This window comes from Mesorhizobium sp. M7A.F.Ca.US.006.01.1.1 (genome assembly GCF_003997935.1).
Lineage (GTDB): Bacteria > Pseudomonadota > Alphaproteobacteria > Rhizobiales > Rhizobiaceae > Mesorhizobium.
In genome coordinates, this window is sequence record NZ_RZQL01000391.1 from 1 (window position 1) to 4,037 (window position 4,037).

The 4,037-nt window shown below is 63.5% G+C and carries 4 protein-coding genes and 1 pseudogene; all 5 read left to right on the forward strand.

Features of this window, described 5'->3' with window-relative positions; genetic code table 11:
- Positions 1 to 523 (forward strand): annotated as a pseudogene (gene hrcA, locus EN943_RS35560) (heat-inducible transcriptional repressor HrcA); the annotation flags it as partial.
- A gap of 24 nt (positions 524 to 547) precedes the next feature.
- Complete coding sequence (locus tag EN943_RS35565; RefSeq protein WP_127416448.1) at positions 548 to 745, forward strand: hypothetical protein; 198 nt, start codon at positions 548 to 550, stop codon at positions 743 to 745.
- Positions 746 to 843: 98 nt separating this feature from the next.
- Positions 844 to 2,193, forward strand: a complete 1,350-nt coding sequence (locus EN943_RS35570) for a sorbosone dehydrogenase family protein (RefSeq protein WP_127416449.1) — start codon at positions 844 to 846, stop codon at positions 2,191 to 2,193.
- A gap of 274 nt (positions 2,194 to 2,467) precedes the next feature.
- Complete coding sequence (locus EN943_RS35575) at positions 2,468 to 3,085, forward strand: LysE family translocator (protein ID WP_127416450.1); 618 nt, start codon at positions 2,468 to 2,470, stop codon at positions 3,083 to 3,085.
- A gap of 190 nt (positions 3,086 to 3,275) precedes the next feature.
- Positions 3,276 to 4,037 (forward strand): cysteine synthase A (gene cysK, locus EN943_RS35580; RefSeq protein ID WP_127416451.1); only part of this gene is annotated, 762 nt, incomplete at its 3' end.

Consider the following 4,037-nt stretch of genomic DNA (forward strand, 5'->3'; position numbering starts at 1 on the left):
CTCGCAACTGCACGAGGCCTCGAATTTCCTCAACGCCCATATCCGCGGCCGCACGCTAGCCGAGGCGCGGATCGAAATCGCCCGCATCAAGGAAGAAACCAGGGCCGCGCTCGACACGCTGTCGCAGGACCTGGTCGAGAAGGGGCTGGCGGTGTGGGCCGGCGCCGACAGCGGCCTGCCGGCACGGCTCATCGTGCGCGGGCGGGCCAATCTGCTCGAAAACGTCACCGCCCAGGCCGACATCGAACTGCTGCGGCATCTGTTCGAGGACATGGAGACGCAGGACGGGCTTATCCAGCTGCTGGACCTCGCCGAGGAAGGCTCGGGGGTGCGCATCTTCATCGGCTCGGAAAACAAGCTGTTTTCGCTGTCGGGCTCATCGCTGGTCGTCGCACCCTATCGCGACAAGGATGCCCGCGTCGTCGGCGCGCTCGGCGTCATCGGCCCGACCCGGCTGAATTACGCGCGCATCGTCCCAATGGTCGACTATACGGCGCAGCTGATATCGCGCATGCTGCGCTGAGCTGATCCAACCGAGGAGACGATGATGGCGCTCGAAGAATTCAAGGCCCGGATCAGCCTGCTGCTCGAGGGGATGGTCAACCAGCCGGAGGACCAGCACGAGATCCAGGAGCAGCTGCGCGAAAAACTGCGGGAAATGCGCGCCATGGGCTTGCCGCTGCCGGCTGACCTCGTCGAGTTGGAAAAACGCCTCGACGACGATTTCTACGCCGCCGGGACCTGAACCGGGAAACCGGGAGCTTCCTTCACCTCATCGTGTGCCGTGGAACGATCGACGGAACCGCTCGTTCCTGTTTTCACGCCCGAACATTGGAGGACCGAATGATGCGTTTTGCCGGCCCCGCACTTTCCGCCGCACTGTTTCTCTCGACCGCTTCATTCGCCCAGCAGGCGGACGAGCCGGTGCTCAAAGGCGCGGCCGCCTTCGGCGACTGGCGAGCGGACAAGCCGGGCACGCGCCGCCTGATCAGACCGGACGATCTGCCTAAGCCCAATGCCACCCGGTCGACTTCGAACAGCGCCAGCGTTGCGGACATGCCGGCAGACGCGAAGCTGCAACTGCCGCCGGGGTTCTCGGCCGAGCTGGTTGCATCGGGCATCGACAATCCACGCGTCGTGCGCATCGCGCCGAATGGCGACCTGTTCGTCGCCGACAGCAAAGCCAACCAGGTCCGCATCTATCGCCTCGCCGAAGGCAGGGCGAAGCCGGCACAGGACCGCATCTTTGCCGGCAATCTCAACCGGCCCTATGGCATTGCCTTCTATCCGCCGGGCGCAGACCCGCAATGGGTCTATGTCGCCAACAGCGATAGCATCGTGCGCTTTGCCTACCGTAATGGCGACCTGAAGGCAGCCGGAGATCCGGAAACCATCGTTGGCAACATCCCGGCCAATCATCACTGGACCCGCGATATCGCCTTCTCGCCGGACGGCAAGACGCTTTATCTGTCGGTCGGCTCGGGATCGAATGTCGCCGAGGACATGGGCCGGGAGCCGAAAGGCGGACTCGATGCCTGGGCGAAATCGCAGCCGCTGGGTGCAGCCTGGGGACCCGAAGATGGCCGCGCCGACGTGCTGGCCTTCGATCCCGATGGCAAGAACGGCCGCATCTTTGCCACCGGCCTGCGCAACTGCTCGGGTATGACCGTGCAGCCGGCGACCGGCGCGCTGTGGTGCGTCGTCAACGAACGCGATGCGCTTGGCGACGATGTGCCGCCCGAATACGCGACCGCGGTCAAGGAGGGCGCCTTCTATGGCTGGCCCTGGTACTATATCGGCGACAATGAGGATCCGCGCCACAAGGATGAGCGCCCCGATCTTGCCGGCAAAACGACCGTTCCCGATGTGCTGATGCAGGCGCATTCCGCGCCGCTCAACATCGCCTTCTACGAGGGCAAGAGCTTTCCGGCTGAATACAAGGGCGATGCTTTCGTCGCTCTGCACGGTTCATGGAACCGCGGCAACAGGACCGGCTACAAGGTGGTGCGATTGCTGTTCAAGGACGGCAAGCCAACCGGCGAATATGAGGATTTCATCACCGGCTTCGTCTCCAACGGCGAGGTCTGGGGCCGGCCGGTCGGTGTGGCGGTGACCATGGATGGCGCGCTGATCGTCACCGAGGACGGCAACGGCACCATCTGGCGTGTCACCCATGGCGACGGTCGTTCCTGATCTGCTCGGGCGGCACAAGCCCCCTCACCCGGATTGCCGAAACCGAATTGCAAATGCAGTTCGGGCAATCCGACCTCTCCCCGAGGGGAGAGGAGTCAGCAGGCGCTGGCGCCCGTCTCTTCTCCCCTCGGGGAGAAGGTGGCCGCGAAGCGGCCGGATGAGGGGGCTTCGTAAGGCGAGGCCCCCGATATCTGGTGCAATAGAATCCGACCCACGGGAATTCAATTCTGGTCCGCTCCATGTGACAATGCATTCTGATCGTGAGACGAATGCCATGACCCTTACCGGTTTCCTCGCCTACAGTGCCGCCCTCGGCATCGCCGCCGCGATTCCTGGTCCCGGCATCACCGCGCTTGTCGCGCGTGCGCTCGGCTCCGGCTTCCGCTCGTCGCTGGCGATGTCCTTTGGTCTGATGGTTGGCGACATCACCTATCTGACCGCCGTGGTGCTCGGCCTCGCTTTCGTCGCACAATCCTTCGGCATGGTTTTCCTGGCCATCAAATGGCTTGGCGTCGCCTATCTCGCCTTCCTCGGCTGGCGCTTCTGGAACAACGGCATTACGCCCGAGACCGTCGAGGCCCGGAAAGGCAAAAGCGGGCTGTTGTCGAGCTTCGGCGCCGGCCTGACCGTTACCCTCGGCAATCCGAAGACGATGATCTTCTATCTCGCGATCACGCCGACCATCGTCGATCTGAAAACCATCACGCTGGCCGATTACGGCATTCTCCTCGCGCTGGCGGTCGTCGTGCTTCTGGTGGTGCTGGTGCCGTATCTGGCGCTGGCGGCCAAGGCGCGCTGGTTCCTGAAATCGCCGCGCGCCCTCAAGGCGCTGAACCGCACGGCCGCCGGCTTCATGGTCGGTGCTGCCGCGGCGATTGCCGCCCGCCAATAGAGGCTTTCAGCCAAAGCATTTCGCAAACCGGCCTTTGCGGGAAATGCTTTTCCGGGACGGGGATGTTTTCGACACAGGTCCCACTCGGATATTTTCGGCCGACAGCTTATGTTGCGCGGTCGAAGGTCCTATCCTGCAGGCTGCATTTGCCTGAATTCTCCACTTGCCTGAAATTCTGGGAGCGAAACCAATGAACAAGCCCGTCACATCAGCCCGCGTGCCTGGTCGCGGCCGCGTCTACGATTCCATCACCGACACGATCGGCGACACGCCGCTGGTGCGGCTCGACAAATTCGCCAGGGAAAAGGGCATCGTCGCCAATCTCATCGCCAAGCTCGAATTCTTCAATCCGATCGCCTCGGTCAAGGACCGCATCGGCGTGGCGATGATCGAGGCGCTGGAGGCGTCAGGCAAGATTTCTCCCGGCAAGACCACGCTGATCGAACCGACGTCGGGCAACACCGGCATTGCGCTTGCCTTCGCGGCCGCCGCCAAGGGCTACAAGCTGATCCTGACGATGCCGGAAACGATGTCGATCGAACGCCGGAAAATGCTGGCGCTGCTCGGCGCCGAGCTGGTGCTGACCGAGGGTCCGAAAGGCATGAAGGGCGCCATCGCCAAGGCCGACGAGCTGGCAGCGACAATCCCCAATGCGATCATCCCGCAGCAGTTCGAAAATCCGGCCAATCCGGAAATCCACCGCACGACGACGGCCGAGGAAATCTGGAACGATACGCATGGCGAGGTCGATATCCTCGTCGCCGGCATCGGCACCGGCGGCACCATCACCGGCGTCGGCCAGGTGCTGAAGAAGCGCAAGCCCTCGGTGCATGTCGTCGCCGTCGAGCCGGACTCCTCGCCGGTTCTGTCGGGCGGCCAGCCCGGCCCGCACAAGATCCAGGGCATCGGCGCCGGCTTTGCGCCCAAGATCCTCGACACGACGATCTATGAC

Excerpts from the sequence above, each read along its gene's own strand:
- EN943_RS35570 (WP_127416449.1), top strand. The coding sequence starts at position 844 with ATGATGCGTTTTGCCGGCCCCGCACTTTCCGCCGCACTGTTTCTCTCG.
- EN943_RS35565 (WP_127416448.1), top strand. The coding sequence starts at position 548 with ATGGCGCTCGAAGAATTCAAGGCCCGGATCAGCCTGCTGCTCGAGGGG.
- EN943_RS35575 (WP_127416450.1), top strand. The coding sequence starts at position 2,468 with ATGACCCTTACCGGTTTCCTCGCCTACAGTGCCGCCCTCGGCATCGCC.